Here is a 15,691-nt window from a genome sequence, read left to right on the forward strand (position 1 = left end):
CTCAAGCGAAGGTCGCGTCAAGAGGTGTCGCAGGGGTATGTTGCGAGCCAGGACCTAGGGAAGAGGGTGCCCGTGAGAGTGCGCAGCGGCCGTACGGTGCGTGACCTGCGGCGGGAGAACCGCACCGCTGTTCTGCAACGGTTGTATTTCGACGGCCCCTTGAGCCGCTTCTCGCTGGGCCCCGCCACCGGCCTGAGTTCGGGGTCGATCAGCAACGTGGTGGCGGAGCTGGTCGCGGAGGGTCTGGTCGAGGAGGCCGGCAGCGTGGACTCCGCCGGCGGCCGCCCCCGTACGCTCCTGCGCGTCAGCCAGCACAGCGCGTGCATGATCGGCGTCGACATCGGGGAGACGCGCGTCCGGGTGGAGCTCTTCGACCTGGCGCTCACGGAACTCGCCCGGGTCGAGATGCCCCTGACCGCCAACGGGCCCCGGCGCGTGGACCGATACGACGTCTCCGTCGTGGTCGGCCATGTGCGCGACGGCGTCGAGCAGGTGGTCCGGCAGGCCGGTGTGGACCCGGCACGGCTGCTCGGCGTCGGCGTCGGGGTGCCCGGGATAGTCGCCAGGACCCCGGAGGACGGCGCGGTGGTGCACGGTCAGACCATCGGCTGGAACGCCGTGCCGCTGGAACGGCTGCTGCGGGACTCCGCCCGGCTGCCGCCCTCCGTGCCGTACTTCATCGACAACGGGGCCAAGACGCTCGGGCAGGCGGAGATGTGGTTCGGCGCCGGGCGCGGTGCGCACAACGCCGTGGTGGTGCTGTTCGGTTCGGGTGTCGGCGCGTGCGTGGTCACCGACGACCTGCGGTCCGGACGGGCGGTGGAGTGGGGGCATCTGACGGTACGGGTGCGGGGGCGCCGCTGCCGGTGCGGCGCGCTCGGCTGCCTGGAGGCGTACGCGGGGGCCGAGGCGCTGCTGGAGCGCTGGGCGGAGGCGGGCGGACGGCCGCCGGCCGGGGCGGACGAGGAGGCGGCGCTGACCGCGATGCTGGCCGCCGCCTACCCGGATCCCGGCGCCGGACCCGGTGCCGAGCCGGACGCCACCGCCCTCGCGGTGCTGGAGGAGACGGCCGAGTACCTCGGCGCCGGGTTCTCCGACCTGATCAACCTCTTCCAGCCCGAACGCATCCTCGTCGGAGGCTGGGCCGGACTCCAGCTCGGCGCCCGCTTCCTCGACTCGGTACGGGCGTACGCGACGTCCTACGCCCTGTCCCACCCGGCCACCCGCGTCCGCGTCGAACTCGGGACGCTGGGCCCCGACGCCGTCACCGTCGGCGCGGCCATCCTCCCGCTCGCCGACTTCTTCGCCCGCGGAGGCCGCCGCGGACGCCCCGACACCGAGGAACCCGCACCCGCCTGGCAGGCCGCGCTCCGGCAGCGGACCGCCCCATAGGGGTGTCTCGCCCGGCCCGCGTCGCCCCGTGAGCGGGTGCCCGGCCGGTGGCGTGACGTCGGGCCCGGGCGGGAGGGGCGGGGGCCGCTACTGGTCGAGGCCCGGCAGGTCGTCGGGCGCCGGGCAGATCCTCCGCCCCCGGTGGTCGAAGACGTACAGCTGCGCCAGGTCGACCAGGAGCGGTACCTGCGCGCCGGTCCTGACGCGCCCGTGGGGGCCGGTCCGCAGGACGAGGTCGCTGCGGACCATGGTCCGGCGCTCCGGCGCGGGCGGGACGTGGGCGGCCTCGCCGGCCGCCGGCACCCCGCCGGACATCCGGGCGGCCACCCGCTGCCGCATCCGGCGCAGCCCGCCCTGCCGCGAGGCGTGCCGCTGAGGACCCGCGGTGCGGGGGCGCGAGGCCTCCAGGTCGGCCACGCCCGCGCGCCGCGACCCGGTGTCGAGGTGGACGAGCACCTCGTGCCCCTGGTACTCGACGTGCTCCACGACGCCCACCAGGGGCGCCTCCCCCGGCCGCGCCCGGCTCGGCGGGGCGATGCGCACCGCCTCCGACCGCAGGCCGACGACCACCCGGCGGCCCTGCTGGATGCGCAGCAACTGGTGTTCCACGCTCAGGGGTTCGGGCAGCGCGAGACTCTGGTGGCCCAGCTCGACCGTCATCCTGCCGTCCAGCGGGGCGTGCACGACCGCGTCCAGCAGGTTGATGCGCGGGGTGCCGATGAAGGCCGCGACGAACACGTTCGCCGGCCGGGCGTACAGCTCCCGGGGCGGGCTGACCTGCTGGAGGACGCCGTCGCGCAGCACGGCCACCCGGTCCCCCAGCGACATGGCCTCGGACTGGTCGTGCGTCACGTACACGGTGGTGACGCCGAGTTCCCTGGTGAGGCGGGCGATCTCGGCGCGCAGGTGGCTGCGGAGCTTGGCGTCCAGGCTGGACAGCGGCTCGTCCAGCAGGAAGACCGACGGCCGGCGGGACACCGCCCTGCCCATCGCCACACGCTGGCGTTCACCACCCGACAGCTGGGACGGGAACCGGTCGAGCAGGTCCTCGATGGCGAGCATCCGCGCGGTCGCGTCCACCTGGAGGCCGTGGTCCGCCCCTGGGTCCCGGAGCCTGAGCGGGAACCCGATGTTGTCGCGGGCGGTCATGGACGGGTAGAGCGCGAAGTTCTGGAACACCATGGCGATGTCCCGTTCGCGCGGCGGTACGTCGTTGGCGTACGAGCCGTCCAGCAGCAGCTCGCCCTCGCTGACGTCCTCGAGCCCGGCGATCATCCGCAGGACGGTGGACTTCCCGCATCCCGAGGGACCGAGGAGGACCAGGAACTCCCCCGGCTCGACGGCCAGGGAGACCCGGTGGACCGCGTAGGAGCCGCGGTCGTACTTCTTGCTCACATCTCGCAGCACGATGGCGCGACTCATGGCATCCGCCCGGAGTAGGGAGACAGGGGAGACAGAAGAGACAGGAGCGAGGGGGGTGCGGCTGAAAATAGCCCATGGGAGGGCGCCGCGGAACGGTTTCGTACGCACCGGGAGAAGCCGGGATCCGCCGCGTACCGGCGCCGCGGCACGGGTCAGGGACGTGGCGGCCCGTCGGTGCTGACGCGGCCGGTCAGGCCGAGGCGCGGACGACCAGTTCGGGCCGGAGGAGCAGGCGCTCGGGCTCGGGGTCGGCACCCTGGAGGCGTGCCGCGAGCAGTTCCGCCGTCGCCACGGCCATCTTCTCGACGGGCCGGCGCACCGTCGTCAGGGGCGGGGCCCGGAGGCACGGCCGGGACCGGAGGCGCCGCCGTCAGTCGACCGGCCAGGTGTGGACGGGGGCGTTGAGGTGCATGTAGTCGATGTACTGGCGCGTCATCCGCCGGAGCGCCTGGTGGCGGTCCTCATGGGCGATGTCCTGGAGGTGGTGGAACATCTCGGCCTGCCACACCGCGCCGTTGCGGCCGGTGACGCACCGCTGCTCGATGATGCCGAGCAGCGGTTCGCGCCAGGCCGCGTCCATGCCCGACCGCTCCAGTCCGCGGTGCGCCAGGGGCAGCAGGCGCCGCAGCACCAGCTCGGTCACCGGCACTTCGCCCATGCCCGGCCAGTACAGGTGCGCGTCGATCCCGTGCCGGGCGGCGGTGTGCAGGTTGTCCTCCGCGGCGGAGAACGACATCCGCGACCACACGGGCCGGTCCTCGTCGACCAGGGCACGGGTCAGGCCGTAGTAGAAGGCCCCGTTGGACAGCACGTCGGCCACCGTGGGGCCGGCGGGCAGCACCCGGTTCTCCACCCGCAGGTGCGGCACGCCGTCGACGACCGCGTACACGGGGCGGTTCCAGCGGTAGATCGTCCCGTTGTGCAGCGTGAGTTCGGCGAGGTCCGGGGTGCCGCCGCCGTCCAGCGTGGCCAGTGGGTCCTCGTCCTCGCACAGCGGCAGCAGGGCGGGGAAGTAGCGCGCGTTCTCCTCGAAGAGGTCGAAGACGCTGGTGATCCACCGTTCGCCGAACCACACCCGGGGCCGCACCCCCTGCACCTTGATCTCCTGCGAGCGGGTGTCGGTGGCCTGCTCGAACAGGGGGATGCGCGTCTCGCGCCACAGCTCCTTGCCGAAGAGGAACGGCGCGTTGGCCGCCAGCGCCACCTGCACCCCGGCGATGGCCTGTGCCGCGTTCCAGTAGTCCGCGAAGGCGTCGGGCGAGACCTGGAGGTGGAACTGGGTGCTGGTGCACGCGGCCTCGGGAGTGATCGTGTCCGCGTACGTGCGCAACCGCTCCACCCCGTCCACCGCGATCAGCAGGTCCTCCCCCCGCGCGGAGAAGATCTGCTCGTTCAGCAGGTGGTAGCGGGGGTTCTCGGACAACGCCGCCAGGCCCACGTCCTTCAGCTCCAGCGTCGGCAGGATGCCGATCATGACCAGGTGCGCGCCGACGTCGGCGGCCTTCGCCTCGGCGTGGTTGAGCGCGTCGCGGATCTCCCGTTCCCAGGAGTCGGGTCCGCCTGCGGTCAGCCGCCGGGGCAGGACGTTGATCTCCAGGTTGAACCGGCCCAGCTCGCTCGACCAGGACGGGTCGGCGATCGCCTCCAGGACGTCGGTGCTGCGCATGGCGGGTTCGGCGGCGGCGTCCACGAGGTTCAGCTCGATCTCCAGGCCGACCTGGGGCCGCTCGAAGTCGAACCGCGACTCCCGCAGCATGCGGGAGAACGCTTCGAGGCAGGCGTGGGTCTTGTCGCGGAACCGGCGACGGTCGTCACGGGTGAACACCAGCGCCGGGACGTCTCGTCCCATGCGGCCCTCCCGAGTGCCCTCGGCATGGATCTCCGTCTCCAGCCTCCCACTCCCGGCGGCCACACACCACCGAGGCCCCCGGCGGCCGGTCCCGGCCGCCCCCGCCCCGCCGGCCGGTCACCCGTGCGGGCACCGGCTGTCGGCGGCGGTGAGGACGCGCATGCGCCGGAACAGGTCCCGCGTGAGGCGCCGCTGCAGGGTGGTGCTCCAGGCGAGGCCGGGGTACCGGCTGCGCAGGTGCGCCAGGGCCCGGGTGGGCAGCCCCGTGTTCACCAGGGAGCCGTCCACCTCCACGGCGGTGATGGTCCCGGTGGCGCAGGCGGGGCAGACCCGGAACGTCACCCGTCCCACGACCTTCCGGACGTGCACCAGCAGCAGGTCCTGCACACCGCCGTCCGCGCCCGGGGCGCGGGGTCCGGACACCAGGTCGATGTCGCGGTAGGCGACGACCAGGCGGTGCCACCTGCTCCCGGGCCGGCTCGGGCGGCGGTGCCGGGCACGTCGGCGTACGGTCTCCCGGCTCGGCCCCGCGGGGCGGGCCGACGACGGTGCTGCGGTGGGCGTGACGAACGCGCGGAGTCCCTGCATGGCGTCCGAGTGCCCCGGCACGCCCGACTCACTCCGGCCACCGTCCCATCGGGTCAACTCGGAGGCAGCACGTGGCTTTTGTCCGGTTCGTCCGTTCCGGCGGCGGGGGACCCGGCCGGGGACGCACGGCGGCTTGCCCGGGCCCGCGGGCATCACCGAGGATGAGACCTGCTTGTCGCAGCGGGGCGGACGCTCACCGGCGGACCGGACTCGGCCGTTCCAGTGGCACACTGGCCCGCCGGTCGTCCGAAGGAGTTCCGCAGTGCCCGTGATGCGCAGTATCCGCCGAGCCGTGCGCCGTGCGTATCGCAGGACCGTGGACCTGAGCCATCCGGCCCGCTCGCCGCTCGGCTCCTCGGTGATGAACTGCGTGGTGTACGAGGACGGCGTCCGGCAGCCGGGGCCGCGCTCCGTGGAACAGGCCGTCCGCCGGGTGCGCAGGTCCGGCCGCGGGTTCGTGTGGCTGGGTCTGCACGAGCCGTCCGAGGAGGAGTTCGGCGGGATCGCCGAGCTGTTCGAGCTGGACCCGCCGGTCGGGCGGGACGCCGCGCACGCGCACCGGCGGCCCAAGGTCGAGTCGTACGGCGACACGCTCCTGGCCGTCTTCAAGACGTGCCGCTACGTCGAGCACACGGAACTGACGGCGACCAGCGAGGTGGTGGACACCGGGGAGATCCTGGTCCTCACCGGGACCGACTTCGTGATCACCGTCCGGCGCGGCCCGCACGGTTCGCTCGGTCCGCTCCGGGAGGCGCTGGAGGAGTCCCCCGAGCAGCTCGCGAAGGGTCCCTCCGCCGTACTGCACGCCGTCGCCGACCGGCTGGTCGACGACTTCCTCACCGTGGCCGACGCCCTCCAGGACGACGTCGACCACGTCGAGGCGGTCGTCTTCACCGAGCCGGCGACACGCAGGGAGTCGGGCATGATCTACCAGCTCAAACGGGAGCTGCTGGAGCTCAGGCGGGCCGTGGCTCCCCTGGACCGGCCCCTGCACACGCTCGCCACCGCGCCGGTCGCGCCGGTGGCCCCCGACGTACGGCCGTACTTCCGGGACGTGGCGGACCACCGGACACGGGTCGTCGAACAGATCGCCGCCCACGACGCGCTGCTCGACTCGATACTCCAGGCGCACCTCGCTCAGCTGACCGTCGCCCAGAACGAGGACATGCGCAGGATCACCGCGTGGGCGGCCATCATCGCCGTACCCACCATGGTCTGCGGTGTCTACGGCATGAACTTCGACCACATGCCCGAGCTGCGGTGGACCTACGGCTACCCGCTGGCCCTCGGCGTCATCGCCGTCGCCTGTTTCCTGATCCACCGGGGATTCCGCCGCAACGGCTGGCTGTAGCGGGGGCGCCGCCTCGCCGGTCACCGGGGGTGAACGGTGTCAGTAGGCTGACGCCCATGTCTGCCTCGTTGAACGCCACGAAAGCCGCCGCCGCGCTGCGCACATCGGCGCGTGTCTCCGCCGAGTTGTTGCTGGTCCTCGTCATGGCGGCGGTGGCCGTGTGGTTCCTGGGCCGGATGTGGTCGATCGTGTGGCCCCTGGTCGTGGGGCTGCTGCTCACCACGCTGACCTGGCCCCTGACGCGCTTCCTGCGGCAGCACGGGTGGCGCCCGGCGCCGGCCGCGGCGACGGTGACCGTGCTGTTCCTGCTCGTCGTCGCGGGCGTCGTGGCGCTCATCGCGGTCCCGGTCGCTTCCCAGTCCGGCGAGTTGGCCAAGGGGGTGGCCGAGGGCGTGCAGACGTTGCGCGAGTGGGCCGCAGGGCCGCCGCTGAACATCGGCGACGAGCAGATATCGGGTGCTTTCGACGCGGGTGTCGACCGCGTCCAGAACAGCGTCGGCAGCATGGTCACCGCCGTGGTGACCGGCATGAGCACCGTGTTCAGCGGGGTGGTCACCACCGTCCTGGCGCTGTTCCTGATGTTCTTCTTCCTCAAGGACGGGCCGAGGTTCCTGCCGTGGCTGACCCGCCAGCTGCCCGGCAGGCTGGCCACCGACGTACCGGTCGTGGCCGCCCGCTGCTGGGACACCCTGGGCGCCTTCGTCCGCTCCCAGGCCGTCGTCGGCCTGCTCGACGCGGTGTTCATCGGCCTCGGCCTGTGGATCCTGGGTGTTCCGCTGGTGCTGCCGCTGGCGGTGCTGACCTTCGTCTCCGCCTTCGTGCCCATCGTGGGCGCGCTGTTCGCGGGCCTCGTCGCCGTGCTCATCGCGCTGGTGTCCAACGGCCTGACCGACGCACTGATCGTGCTGGCCATCATCGTCGTGGTGCAGCAGCTCGAGGGCAATGTGTTCCAGCCCATGATCCAGAGCCGCGGTCTGGGCCTGCACGCGGCGGTGGTCCTGCTCGCGGTGACGCTCGGCGGCAGCCTGGCCGGCGTCGTCGGCAGCCTCCTCGCGGTACCCGTCGCCGCGCTGATCGCGGTGGTCTGGAACTACCTGCGCGAGCAGCTCGCCGAGCCGCCGCGGGAACCGGAAACCGATGCCGCGCCCACGGGTGCCGCCGTCCCGTCGTAGTGGTCCCCCGCGCCGGCGGGTGACGGCCCGGCCGCCATGCCCGCCGACCACGGCACCGCCCGTGGCCCGGCCCCGGCTCAGTGATCCGGGCCGGCGGATCCACCGGGTGCGACGAGTCCCGTCTCGTAGGCCAGGACGACGGCCTGGGCCCGGTCCCGCAGCGTCAGCTTCGCGAAGATCCGGGCCACATGGGTCTTCACCGTCGCTTCGCTCAGCGTCAGCTCCCGGGCGAGTTCGGCGTTGGACAGGCCCTTGCCCATGAGTGTCAGTACCTCGCGCTCCCGGGGTGTCAGCGCCGCGAGGTCGCGGTGGACGGCGGGATGTGCGGAGGCCGGAGCGGTCCGTACGGCGCCGGAGGCGTGGCGTTCCACCAGGCGTCGGGTGATCGAGGGGGCGAGCAGGGCGTCGCCGGTGTCGACCAGGCGCACGGCGGCTGCGAGATGTGCGGGGGTGACGTCCTTGAGCAGGAAGCCGCTGGCACCGGCGGCGAGGGCGGCGTAGACGTAGGAGTCGAGGTCGAAGGTGGTCAGCATGATCACTCGGCAGTCCGGGACGTGGGCGAGGATCCGGCGGGCGGCCTCCAGACCGTCCATGTTCGGCATCCGGATGTCCATGAGGACGACGTCGGGGCGGAGTCGGCAAACGGCTTCCACCGCCTCGGCCCCGTCCGCGGCCTCGCCGACCACGTCGATGCCGCGTGCGGTCAGGATCAGGCGGAAGCCGGTGCGGACCAGCTCCTGGTCGTCGGCGATCACGACGCGGGGGGCCGCGTCGGTGCGCGCGGTCACGGCCGGTCCAGCGGGATACGGGCGCGGACGCGGAAGCCCCCGCCGAGGCGGCGCCGGGCGTCCAGGTCGCCGCCGTAGACGGCGACCCGCTCGCGCAGGCCGAGCAGCCCCCGCCCCGCCCCGTGTGCCCGGGCCGCGGCCGGACGGCTTCGGCGCCCGGCCGCGTCGCCGGTGAGGACGCTCGGGCCGCTGTTCAGGACCTCGACGCGCAGGCAGTGCTCCGCGTACCGCACCGTCACCTCGGCTCCGGCTCCGTCGCTGTGCCGGAGGGCGTTGGTCAGCGCCTCCTGGATGATCCGGTAGGCGGTGACGTCGATGCCGGTCGGCAGCGGGCGGGGCTCTCCGGAGATGCGCACCTCCACGGGCAGGCCGGCGAAGGAGATCCGGTCGATCAGCGGGCTGAGCCGGCTCAGGCTGGGCTGCGGTGACAGATCCTGGCCGTGGGGCTCCTCATCACCGTTCTGCGCGGGGGCGAGCAGGCCGAGCAGGTGCCGTAGTTCGGTCATCGCGGTCCGCCCGGCGCCCTCCACGGCCCCCAGTGCGGCCTCCGCCTCGTCGGGCATGGTGGCCAGCACCTCACGAGCAGCCCCGGCCTGGACCACCATGAGGCTCACGTTGTGGCTGACGATGTCGTGGAGTTCGGCCGCGATCCTGGCCCGCTCGGCGTCGACCGCGGTGCGTGCCGCGCTCTCCCGCTCCCGCTCCAGCAGCCATCCGCGCTCGTCGATGGCCGCCCGGTGGCGCCGGCGTGCCCGGACGAGCGCCGCACCCAGGACGACGACCGCGGTGTACGCCGTCGCCAGTGCCGCGACCAGCCAGATCAACCCCGAACTCCCCACCCGCACAAGCATGGCAGCCCGGCATGCCCGCCCGCGTCATGCTCCGGACGCAGTTCCCTACATCCCCAGGATGACCTGCGGGGCTGGTTACATCCGGTGGGGGACGTCGTACCGGTCGTGCCGCTCCTAGGTTCATGCCATGACAACTGATTCTGACAGCTCCCGGCAGGTCGTCGTCCGGCTGGAGGGCGTCCACAAGGACTACGGCGACGCGAAGGCCCTGGACGGCGTCAGCCTGGAGATCCGTGCCGGAGAAGCGGTCGCCGTGATGGGGCCGTCCGGGTGCGGCAAGTCCACCCTGCTCAACATGGTCGCCGGCCTGGACCGCCCGACGTCCGGAACGGTCCGGGTCCACGGTGAGGACCTGGGCAGGTTGAACGAGACGGGGCTGGCGCTGTTCCGGCGACGGCACGTCGGCATGATCTTCCAGTTCTTCAACCTGATCGACGACCTGCCCGCGCTGGACAACGTCGCGCTGGCCGCCCAGCTGACCGGCACGTCCGCCCGGCAGGCCCGCCGCCGGGCACTGGAACTCCTCGACGAACTGGGCATCGCCGGCCGCAAGGACACCTATCCGGCGGCGTTGAGCGGGGGTGAACGCCAGCGAGTGGCCGTGGCCCGGGCGCTGATGAACCGCCCGGCCCTGCTGCTGGCCGACGAGCCGACCGGCGCGCTGGACAGCCGCTCGGGCGAGCAGGTGATGGACCTGTTGATCGACCTCAACCAGATCGGGCAGACCCTGCTGATCGTCACGCACGACCCGCACCTGGCCACCCGCTGCGCCAGCCGGCTGATCGAGGTCGCCGACGGCCGAGTGGCCCGCGAGAGCACGCTGGAGCCCACCGCATGAGCGCCGTGTGGAGGGCCTCGCGAGCGGCCGTGAAACGCCGCCGGCTCCAGACCTTCGTCATCGGGCTCGTGGTCCTGTGCTCGACCACGACCGTCCTGCTCGCCCTGGGGCTGCTCGCCGCGGCCTCGGCGCCCTTCGACAGGGCCTTCGACGAGCAGCGCGGGGCCCACACGGTGGCGGCCTTCGACCCGGCGAAGGCGTCGCCCGAGCAGTTGGTGCGGACGGCCCGCCGCCCCGGTGTCGAGGCCGCCGCCGGGCCCTTCGGGCAGACCGTCCTGGAGATGCCCGACGACTGGCTGTGGATGTCGGCCGGGTCCCTCGGTGTCGTGGGCCGGGCCGATCCGAACGGTCCGGTGGACCGCATCCGTCTGCTCGAGGGCCGCTGGGCCACCGCTCCCGGTGAGATCGTCGTCAACTGGCCGGTCGACGGCACGCCGGGCCCCGGCCGGCTCGGCACCCGGCTCGAGCCCCGCGGAGCCCCGCCGCTCACCGTCGTCGGCTTCGCCACCAGCATGAGCAAGTCCGCCGGGGCCTGGGTCTCGCCCGAGCAGATGGCCCGCATGCACCCGACCACCGCCCAGATGCTGTACCGCTTCACGAACGCCGCGACCGAGCGGGAGCTGCGCACCGGCCTCACCACGGCCACCGCCGGGCTTCCCGCCGGGTCGCTGGGCACCGCGCAGTCCTACCTCACCCTCAAGCGGGCCTTCTCCGCCCAGGCCGACGCGTATCTGCCGTTCATGACCCTCTTCGGCGTCCTCGGCCTTCTGGTCTCCGTACTGATCGTGGGGAACGTCGTCAGCGGGGCGGTCGTCTCCGGGCACCGGCACATCGGTGTGCTCAAGTCGCTGGGCTTCACCCCGAACCAGGTGGTCGCGGTCTACCTGACGATGGTTTCCGTCCCCGCGCTCATCGGCTGCGTTCTCGGCGTCGTGAGCGGCAACGCCGTGGCGGGACCGCTGCTGCGGGTGGCCTTCTCCGGTGTCGAGACGGGCAGCGCCTCCGTCGGCGTCAGCCGGTGGCCGTCCGTCGTCTGCCTGCTCGGCATGCCCGCCCTCGTCGCCGTCGCCGCGCTGATCCCCGCCGCGCGGGCGCACCGCCTGTCCGCGGCCCGGGCGATCGCGGCGGGCAGCGCACCGCGGACCGGACGCGGACTGCGCGTCCAGCGCCGGCTCGGCGGGAGCCGGCTGCCGCGTGCCGTGAGCTTGGGCATGGGGCAGCCGTTGGCCCGGCCGGCCCGGTCCCTGCTGACCATGGCGGCCATCGTCCTCGGGGTCACCACCGTGACCCTGACGACCGGTCTGACCAGCACCATGGTCGCGTACGGACAGGCCGGCAAGAGCGACGGTGCGCCCAGGATCGACGTACAGGCCGGCTCGTCCGCACGCGGCCGGACCGCTCCGGCGGGAAGCGACCGGCGGACCGAACGACTGCTGCGCTCACTGCCCGGGGCGGATCAGGTGACCGTTCGCGCGCTCACCAAGGTGAGCCTCGGCGGGCACACGCAGACCGTGTTCGCCAACTTCTACCGCGGGGACACCCGGGCCCTCGCGTCCGAGATCGTCGAGGGGCGCTGGCCGGCCGGTGCCGGGGAGGCCGCGGCCGGTCCGGCGTTCCTCCACCAGCACGGGGTGTCGGTGGGCGACCGCGTCACCGTCCGGCTGAACGGCAAGGAGGCACCCGTCACCATCGTGGGCAAGACGATGGAGGGCAACGCCCAGGCGCTGGAGTCCACCTGGCAGACGCTGTTCCGACTCGACCCGACGGCGCAGGCCGCCGAGTACACGGTCCGGCTCGCACCGGGCGCCGACGCCCGGAAATACATCGCGGCGGTCAAGGCCGCCGACCCGTCCCTCCGCGCCGCACTGTTGCGCTCGGACAACGCCGCCACCACGACCGTCGTCGGCTTCGCTTCGGTGTTCACCGTACTGCTGACCGTCGTCGCCGCGCTCGGTGTGTTCAACACCGTTCTGCTGAACGTCCGGGAGCGACGGCGCGACCTGGGCATGCTGAAGTCGATAGGCATGACACCGCGCCAGGTCACGGTGATGACCGTGTCGTCGGTCATGGTTCCGGGAGTGATCGGCGGGCTGCTGGGAATTCCTCCCGGAATCGTCGCCCACCGGCTGGTCGTGGACCACGTGGGAGTGGTTGCGTTCCCGGAGTCCATGAAGCAGGTCTGGCACCTCCCGCAGCTTGCCGCTCTGGTCGTGGCGGGTGTGACGATCGCCGTCCTCGGAGCACTGGTCCCGGCGAGGTCCGCGGCACGGCTCACCATCGCCAAGGTGCTGCACAACGAGTGACGCCTGCCCGTCGGCGCTGACCGCCGCGTCCTCGTGCCGTTCGTCGGGGGCGTACGGTTCGGCGCCGTCGGCAGGCGCTTTTCGGTGACCGGGGCGCCGAGATGCCCCGGGCGCACCGGGAACCGGTTCCTCACCCTCCGGGGCGGCGCCCCCAGGCGGTGATCAGCCCGGCGGACAACTCGGCGCAGTCCGGCGACTCCAGGCAGCGGATCGCCTCCGTGACCGTCGCGTCGTCGACGAGCCCCGTCGCGGTCATCGACTCCCGCGCCCGGCTCCACGTGTCGGCCCAGAACCGGCTGATCGCGCTGCCGGGCAGCAGCGGGGGGACGTACATCTCCGCCGCCACCGAGGCCAGCCCGGCCTCGCGCAGCAGGCGGGGGTACTCCGGCACCCAGGTGACGTCCGTACCGATGGTGTCCTTCAGGCCCTGCCACATCGCGCGCATCGTCCGGGTGTACGGGGTGTCGGCCGCGACGGCCGAGGTCAGGTCGACGGCGTCGCCGAGGACGAGTACGCCTCCGGGGGCGAGCAGGCCGGCCAGTCTCGCGAGGAGCTCGCGGCGCGCGGGCAGGTGCATCAGGACGAACCGCGCGTGGACGAGCTGGAAGCGCCCCGGGTCGAAGTCCGGCGCGGTGATGTCGGCCTCCATGACGGTGAGCCCCGGTGCGGGCCGCGCGGAGAGGAACCGTACGTCCCGGTCGACGGCGAGTACGGACTCGACACCCGTCCTGTCCAGCAGGCGGTGGGCCACCGTGCCCGTTCCGGCGCCGACCTCCAGGCAGTGCCAGCCGGGTCCGGCCCCGAGCCGTTCGAGCCGGGCGAGGGTGGTCTCGTCGTAGGCGAGCGCGCCGAGGTCGATGCGCTCGTCCTCGCCGGCCCGTTCCGGCGGGAACACCGCTTCGCCGTAGCGGCCCTCACCGGTGTCACCGGTGTCGCCGGTGTCGCCGGTGCCGTCGTGGGAGGAGGGCGGGGGGTGGGGCGGTTCCACGATGGTCCCCTTCACGGGCGGCGGACGGGGGCGGCGGACGGCCGCCGCCGCATCGATCCTGCACGCTCCGCCCCTCCGGCGGGCGAGGCACGCCGGTCGGGGGCCCGACCGGCCGATGGGACGGGCACCGACGCGTGAAGGGCGTGCGTACGCCGGTGGGTCGCGGCGATCCGTCGCCGAACACAGCCGGAACGGGCTGTCGTTGTGCGGCGCTCGACGGGCAGAACGACGCAACACGCCATATCATATGGAATATGACTGCACAAGAGACAAACGTGACGCTCTACACGGTCAAGACGGGCGACACCCTCACCTCGATCGCCGCGGCCTTCGGGACGACGGTGGCGCAGCTCGTCCACTGGAACGGCATTCCGGATCCCGATGTCATCAAGATCGGCCAACGGCTCGTCGTCGCCAAGGCGGACGCACCCCAGGAGACCTTCTACACGGTCCGGCCCGGTGACACCCTCACCGCGATAGCCGCGCGCTACGGGACGACGGTCGAACGCCTCGTCAAGTGGAACAAGATCAGCAACCCCGACGTCATCAAGGTCGGCCAGCGGCTCGTCGTCGCCAGGTCCGAGCTCGTGTCGTCGGTGTGAGCACGGAGGAAGGCGGCGCCGATCCCGACAGGACAACCCCGACAACGCATGCCCGTGGGGGCCGCGGTTCCCTCTCCACTCCGGGAACCACGGCCCCCACGCACGCACGCACGCCGTCGTTCGACCGTCGGTCGGCTCGGGGCGGATGCGGATCTCGGCCGGGTCAGCCGGCGGGCGCCTGGGGGTCACGGGCCGGTTTCCCCGGCGCGTTGTGCGGCCCGCCGACGGAGTTGAGCACCGTCTGCGCCTGGTTGTCGACGAGCTTGGTGAACAACTGCTGGGCGTACCCGAAGATGACGGCCCAGGCGACGATCTGGGCGGAGGAGTCCAGGGCCTGGAGGCCGGGGACGAACTCGCCGCGCATCAGCAGCAGGCCGAGTACGGCGGTCAGCGCGCCGGTCGGCAGCTTGAGCAGGGCCAGCGCCACCGGCACGTTGTACGGGGTCGAGGTCCCCTTGATGCGGCGCAGCGACGTGGCGGCCGCGACGGCGGCCGCCACGATGCCGGTGAAGACGACGACGGGATAGTCCCACCGGGAGGCGACCATCGCGTAGAGGTCGTCGATGTCCCCGTCCGGTTGGGTGCTCGCGGAGGACATGTCGCTGGCGGTGGGGCAGACGACCCCGATCTTCTCCGGGCGGAAGCAGAGCGGCACCGTGTCCGGGGCCAGGGCGCCGAAGAGGGCGACGAGAGCCACGATGACGGACAGCGCGACGGCCATCCCGTAGACGACGTAGGTGAAGCTCCGGACGCGCAGGTTCTCCCGGAGGTGGGACTGGCGGGCCACGGCGACCGCGTCGACGACCACCTGGCGTTGTATCTCCTGCAGCGCGGTGCCGCTGCGGATCGCGAGGGCGATCTCCTCGACCTGCACCCTGCGCTCGTCGTTCACGGGCAGGTGCTCACGGACGTAGGCCACGAGGCCCGGCATCATGGCCGTGACCTCGTCGAGCGAGGAGAGGCGCAGCATCAGGGTGTGCGCCGTGTCGAACCGGGTCTGCGCGACAGCCAGGTGCGCCGCGGGGAGGCGCCTGCGGTGATCGTGGCGCAGGGTGCTCCTCGCCTCCTCCAGTTCCTTGAACGCCTCGGCGGCGAGCGCCTGCCCCTCCGCCGGCATGCCGTCGCGCGCCGTCTTGGAGCGGAGCAGCGCCTCCAGTTCACTGATGCGGGAGGCCAGACCTTCCCGCAGCTCCCAGAGACCCTTCTCGTACGCGCCGGCCCCGCGGCGGTCGCGGAACCACGTTCGCCCTGCCATCCGGGAACAGGCTTCAGCAGGCGAAGTCCGGGCTGTTGGCCCAGAACGTCAGGTGGGACCAGGTCTGTGCGCCGCAGAGGCCGTCGACCGTGATGTCCGCGCACCCCTGGAACCGCCGCACCGCGGCGTCCGTGAGGGGCCCGAAGATGCCGTCGACGGCGAGGCCCTCACCGGTGAGCGAGCTGTTGAGGTAGCACTGCGCCTGTTTGACGGCGACTCCCGAGGAGCCGATCTTGATGGTCGGCCGGGTCTTGGTGTGGGTGCAGATGTCGGGGGGCATGGCGCGCTCCTG

At 72.7% G+C, this 15,691-nt stretch carries 15 protein-coding genes; 6 read left to right on the forward strand and 9 right to left on the reverse strand.

Translation table 11 applies throughout. The annotated features are described in order from the left end of the window. Positions 1 to 72 precede the first annotated feature (72 nt). Entirely contained in the window at positions 73 to 1,392 is a 1,320-nt protein-coding gene (locus A4V12_RS20725) for an ROK family protein (RefSeq protein WP_064070824.1), read from the forward strand. A gap of 87 nt (positions 1,393 to 1,479) precedes the next feature. Here A4V12_RS20725 and A4V12_RS20730 read toward each other — a convergent pair whose 3' ends face one another. From A4V12_RS20730 to A4V12_RS38970, 4 genes are all read right to left on the reverse strand, one after another. After that, the gene (locus A4V12_RS20730; protein ID WP_064070825.1) at positions 1,480 to 2,814 is read right to left on the reverse strand and encodes an ABC transporter ATP-binding protein; all 1,335 of its coding nucleotides are present in this window, start codon (positions 2,812 to 2,814) and stop codon (positions 1,480 to 1,482) included. 190 nt (positions 2,815 to 3,004) lie between these two features. Then, complete coding sequence (locus A4V12_RS35380; protein ID WP_267893213.1) at positions 3,005 to 3,142, reverse strand: substrate-binding domain-containing protein; 138 nt, start codon at positions 3,140 to 3,142, stop codon at positions 3,005 to 3,007. A gap of 42 nt (positions 3,143 to 3,184) precedes the next feature. Next, entirely contained in the window at positions 3,185 to 4,663 is a 1,479-nt protein-coding gene (locus A4V12_RS20735; protein ID WP_064070826.1) for a hypothetical protein, read from the reverse strand. A 117-nt stretch (positions 4,664 to 4,780) separates the two neighbouring features. Continuing rightward, entirely contained in the window at positions 4,781 to 5,251 is a 471-nt protein-coding gene (locus A4V12_RS38970; protein ID WP_234372263.1) for a hypothetical protein, read from the reverse strand. Positions 5,252 to 5,522: 271 nt separating this feature from the next. Between A4V12_RS38970 and A4V12_RS20745 the strand changes: the two genes are divergently transcribed. Continuing rightward, complete coding sequence (locus tag A4V12_RS20745) at positions 5,523 to 6,602, forward strand: magnesium and cobalt transport protein CorA (protein WP_199831339.1); 1,080 nt, start codon at positions 5,523 to 5,525, stop codon at positions 6,600 to 6,602. A gap of 56 nt (positions 6,603 to 6,658) precedes the next feature. Then, a complete protein-coding gene (locus A4V12_RS20750) occupies positions 6,659 to 7,774 on the forward strand; it encodes an AI-2E family transporter (RefSeq protein WP_064070827.1) in 1,116 nt (371 codons plus the stop codon). Between the two features lie 77 nt (positions 7,775 to 7,851). On the opposite strand, the gene A4V12_RS20755 is transcribed toward A4V12_RS20750, so the two are convergent. Beyond that, complete coding sequence (locus A4V12_RS20755; RefSeq protein ID WP_064070828.1) at positions 7,852 to 8,562, reverse strand: response regulator; 711 nt, start codon at positions 8,560 to 8,562, stop codon at positions 7,852 to 7,854. Then, positions 8,559 to 9,386 carry a sensor histidine kinase gene (locus tag A4V12_RS20760; protein ID WP_064070829.1) on the reverse strand — a complete coding sequence of 276 codons (828 nt, stop codon included), beginning with the start codon at positions 9,384 to 9,386 and terminating at the stop codon, positions 8,559 to 8,561. The genes A4V12_RS20755 and A4V12_RS20760 overlap by 4 nt, the downstream gene beginning before the upstream one ends. Positions 9,387 to 9,540: 154 nt before the next feature. On the opposite strand from A4V12_RS20760, the gene A4V12_RS20765 reads away from it, so the two are divergent. Together A4V12_RS20765 and A4V12_RS20770 are read left to right on the forward strand one after the other, a co-directional pair. Further along, a complete protein-coding gene (locus A4V12_RS20765; RefSeq protein WP_064070830.1) occupies positions 9,541 to 10,251 on the forward strand; it encodes an ABC transporter ATP-binding protein in 711 nt (236 codons plus the stop codon). Beyond that, the gene (locus A4V12_RS20770; RefSeq protein ID WP_064070831.1) at positions 10,248 to 12,554 is read left to right on the forward strand and encodes an ABC transporter permease; all 2,307 of its coding nucleotides are present in this window, start codon (positions 10,248 to 10,250) and stop codon (positions 12,552 to 12,554) included. The genes A4V12_RS20765 and A4V12_RS20770 overlap by 4 nt, the downstream gene beginning before the upstream one ends. Positions 12,555 to 12,684: 130 nt before the next feature. On the opposite strand, the gene A4V12_RS20775 is transcribed toward A4V12_RS20770, so the two are convergent. Next, positions 12,685 to 13,542 carry a class I SAM-dependent methyltransferase gene (locus A4V12_RS20775; protein WP_079137191.1) on the reverse strand — a complete coding sequence of 286 codons (858 nt, stop codon included), beginning with the start codon at positions 13,540 to 13,542 and terminating at the stop codon, positions 12,685 to 12,687. A gap of 254 nt (positions 13,543 to 13,796) precedes the next feature. Here A4V12_RS20775 and A4V12_RS20780 point away from each other — a divergent pair, with 254 nt between their 5' ends. Next, a complete protein-coding gene (locus A4V12_RS20780) occupies positions 13,797 to 14,144 on the forward strand; it encodes a lytic transglycosylase (RefSeq protein ID WP_079137192.1) in 348 nt (115 codons plus the stop codon). A 163-nt stretch (positions 14,145 to 14,307) separates the two neighbouring features. Here A4V12_RS20780 and A4V12_RS20785 read toward each other — a convergent pair whose 3' ends face one another. Together A4V12_RS20785 and A4V12_RS20790 are read right to left on the reverse strand one after the other, a co-directional pair. Beyond that, entirely contained in the window at positions 14,308 to 15,399 is a 1,092-nt protein-coding gene (locus A4V12_RS20785) for a hypothetical protein (RefSeq protein ID WP_107415452.1), read from the reverse strand. A 13-nt stretch (positions 15,400 to 15,412) separates the two neighbouring features. Then, a complete protein-coding gene (locus A4V12_RS20790) occupies positions 15,413 to 15,679 on the reverse strand; it encodes a peptidoglycan-binding domain-containing protein (RefSeq protein ID WP_064070833.1) in 267 nt (88 codons plus the stop codon). Positions 15,680 to 15,691: the final 12 nt, after the last annotated feature.

The sequence above is a fragment of the Streptomyces noursei genome, from assembly GCF_001646665.1.
In the GTDB taxonomy this organism is placed as follows: Bacteria; Actinomycetota; Actinomycetes; order Streptomycetales; family Streptomycetaceae; genus Streptomyces; species Streptomyces lavendulocolor.

Bases quoted from the DNA above. Each gene is read 5' to 3' on its own strand.
- A4V12_RS20770 (WP_064070831.1), top strand. From the start codon at position 10,248: ATGAGCGCCGTGTGGAGGGCCTCGCGAGCGGCCGTGAAACGCCGCCGG.
- A4V12_RS20730 (WP_064070825.1), bottom strand. From the start codon at position 2,814: ATGAGTCGCGCCATCGTGCTGCGAGATGTGAGCAAGAAGTACGACCGC.
- A4V12_RS20785 (WP_107415452.1), bottom strand. From the start codon at position 15,399: ATGGCAGGGCGAACGTGGTTCCGCGACCGCCGCGGGGCCGGCGCGTAC.
- A4V12_RS20735 (WP_064070826.1), bottom strand. From the start codon at position 4,663: ATGGGACGAGACGTCCCGGCGCTGGTGTTCACCCGTGACGACCGTCGC.
- A4V12_RS20750 (WP_064070827.1), top strand. From the start codon at position 6,659: ATGTCTGCCTCGTTGAACGCCACGAAAGCCGCCGCCGCGCTGCGCACA.
- A4V12_RS20765 (WP_064070830.1), top strand. From the start codon at position 9,541: ATGACAACTGATTCTGACAGCTCCCGGCAGGTCGTCGTCCGGCTGGAG.
- A4V12_RS20745 (WP_199831339.1), top strand. From the start codon at position 5,523: ATGCGCAGTATCCGCCGAGCCGTGCGCCGTGCGTATCGCAGGACCGTG.
- A4V12_RS20780 (WP_079137192.1), top strand. From the start codon at position 13,797: ATGACTGCACAAGAGACAAACGTGACGCTCTACACGGTCAAGACGGGC.
- A4V12_RS38970 (WP_234372263.1), bottom strand. From the start codon at position 5,251: ATGCAGGGACTCCGCGCGTTCGTCACGCCCACCGCAGCACCGTCGTCG.
- A4V12_RS20790 (WP_064070833.1), bottom strand. From the start codon at position 15,679: ATGCCCCCCGACATCTGCACCCACACCAAGACCCGGCCGACCATCAAG.